Origin of the sequence: Salmonella sp. SAL4457, from assembly GCF_046548235.1 — a bacterium.
GTDB lineage: Bacteria > Pseudomonadota > Gammaproteobacteria > Enterobacterales > Enterobacteriaceae > Salmonella > Salmonella enterica.
This window is the reverse complement of record NZ_JBGDZO010000036.1, coordinates 1-525: the sequence shown is the minus strand read 5'-3', so window position 1 is coordinate 525 and position 525 is coordinate 1. Positions and strand designations below refer to the sequence as shown.

The 525-nt window shown below is 67.6% G+C and carries 1 protein-coding gene; it reads left to right on the top strand.

The features are described from left to right. Window positions 1-22 precede the first annotated feature (22 nt). The coding region (locus tag ACLJNW_RS23090) for an efflux RND transporter permease subunit (RefSeq protein WP_410961071.1) at window positions 23-525 on the top strand (503 nt) is incomplete at its 3' end.

Here is a 525-nt window from a genome sequence, read left to right as displayed (position 1 = left end):
CACCTACCCGGTGGAGACCGTCATGGCCGGCCTGCCGGGTTTGCAGGAAACCCGTTCGCTGTCGCGGCCGGGGATTTCCCAGGTGACGGTGATCTTCGAGGAGGGCACCGACATCTACTTCGCCCGCCAGCAGGTCAACGAACGCCTGAGCACGGCGCGCGAGCAACTGCCGGAAGACATCTCGCCGACCCTCGGGCCGATCTCCACCGGTCTCGGCGAGATCTACCTGTGGACGGTGGAGGCCGAGGAGGGCGCGACCAAGGAGGACGGCAGCGCCTACACGCCCACCGACCTGCGCACCAGCCAGGACTGGATCATCCGTCCGCAGTTGCGCAACGTGACGGGCGGGGCCGAGATCAACACCATCGGCGGCTACGCCAAGCAATTCCTCATCGCCCCGGATCCGAAGAAGCTCGCGGCCTACAAGCTGACCCTCGGCGACCTGCAGAACGCCGTGCTGCGCAACAACGAGACCGTCGGCGCCGGCTCCATCGAGCGGCGCGGCGAGCAGTTGCTGATCCGCGC